We start from the raw sequence: 1,807 nt of genomic DNA, 5'->3' as shown, positions 1-1,807 counted from the left end.
GGATCCGTTTGTTCTTTGGAGTAGTCAATCCGTCATAGTTTGACTCAGTCTGTGGCCGAGGATCTGTTGCTATATTCGAATTAGTAGATTCATTTAGTTTATTAATATTTTCTTGTTTTGGCTGTTCTAAGGTGCCTTTAAACTCAATTCTATGAGTAAGATCTTCAATATGTTGCATCAAAGACTTTTCTCTTTGATTTGCTAAATCTAACTGATTTTTGAGTAAAGAAATCTGATCTTTTAATACATTTTCAACTTCAGATTGAACGTGTACTTGTACATCCTTTTGAACTTGTTCAGTACGTGCACTGGACTGAACACCGACTGGATTGCCATAAACTCTGATAAGTTCAGACAAGTCTATAAGTCCATCATGATCTCTTGATAATTCACCACTTTTTAAAGCCTCGTATATTGTTGTACGTGATTTTTTAAAGGCTTTACTTGCGTCCATAACGCTAAATTTTGTTGTGTTCAATGGAATCCCTCAGTGCGTGTACAAGGATGTTTATGTGAACATCCAATCTGAACATGAAGTTTATTTTGTATTAAAGCCTACTTTCTTTAGATATGGGAGTAGTTCTTCAAATTTTTGTGGATCTCGTAGCATTTCAGAAATTCGAACTGCAAATTGTGAGTAGCTTTCAGTACCTTGAGAATATTTATTCATATCTGGAAGCTCAGATAATTTACTGGCAAAAAGATGACACTGTGCATCGGTAAATTTTGAGAAAATCTCAAGAGCAGTTTGCTCTTTAGTATGAGCTATAACGACTTTTTTCAGTTTAAAGGTGAATGAAAAACCAGAAATATTACGTCCCTTTTTATGTTGCTGACATTGGACGTTAATATCCGTATGTTCATTAATTTGAGCAATAGCTAAATTTAATACTCGATCTTTAAAATTTCCCATTCTTGTATATTCATCATCAAGAACGCCTATTTTTTGTCTGAACTCTGCTAGTTCAATAATAGGAGTTTGACCCGTACTGCGCCAAGCAATTAATAATTCATATAACCGCACAGCATAAGCACTGCTGAGATTACTAATCTGTTGTAACTCATATTTAGTAAATTGCTCTTCTAAACGTGTAATAAGTGGGACAATTGCAGGAGCAAATATTAACTTCACGGTTGCTTCATCATCGATATATCTAATCTCGCTGACCCAGCGGCTTAAAACATTTTCTACATTTCCTCTCTTATTGATTTCTTGATAGCTAAATTGGCGTACGAATAGATCTTTACAAGCATCTTTTAACGCTTGGTACGCTGTTTGTCTTGCAACATTAAATTGATTTACATAGCTCTCAGCATGGACTTCTAATGGATCATTGGCATTAATGCCTCGACCACTATCTCTTGCTTCAACAATAGCTAATAAGATCAAACGTTGTTCTACTAAGTCTAAGTTATAACTCGCATTAATTAAGGCATTATCTTTAACTACTAAGTCCCGCATTTTATTTGTCTACATTATTACTTATGAATATAAATCTATAATAATAAATATGCAGATTAATGCAAGGTAAACGTAGTTAAATCTACAAAAAAAATAATGTAGATTATTGGTAGGTAAACGTAGTCATATTGGTAGGTAAACGTAGTCATATTGGTAGGTAAACGTAGTCATATTGGTAGGTAAACGTAGTCATATAAGATCTAGAAGCCTTTATTTACAAAGACTTGAGCATGTCTAAAAGCATTTAAAAGCTTAAAAATAATTAAAAGCCCAAAACATAAAAAATTGCCCTTGGTTTTCGCTTCGCTCAAACTCTATTGAATCTCGCTTTCGCTCGATTCGTCG

At 33.9% G+C, this 1,807-nt stretch carries 2 protein-coding genes; both read right to left on the bottom strand.

Annotated features, from left to right (window positions below):
- Positions 1–478, bottom strand: a 478-nt coding sequence (locus FTV32_RS16815) for a plasmid replication DNA-binding protein (protein WP_257227652.1), incomplete at its 3' end; no start/stop codon positions are given.
- 60 nt (positions 479–538) lie between these two features.
- Positions 539–1,462, bottom strand: a complete 924-nt coding sequence (repM, locus tag FTV32_RS16810; protein ID WP_004811812.1) for a replication initiation protein RepM — start codon at positions 1,460–1,462, stop codon at positions 539–541.
- Positions 1,463–1,807 lie beyond the last annotated feature (345 nt).

The sequence above is a fragment of the Acinetobacter sp. YH16032 genome (assembly GCF_013417345.1).
In the GTDB taxonomy this organism is placed as follows: Bacteria; Pseudomonadota; Gammaproteobacteria; order Pseudomonadales; family Moraxellaceae; genus Acinetobacter.
Note: the sequence above shows the minus strand (reverse complement) of the source record. Positions and strands in the feature narration are given on the sequence as shown.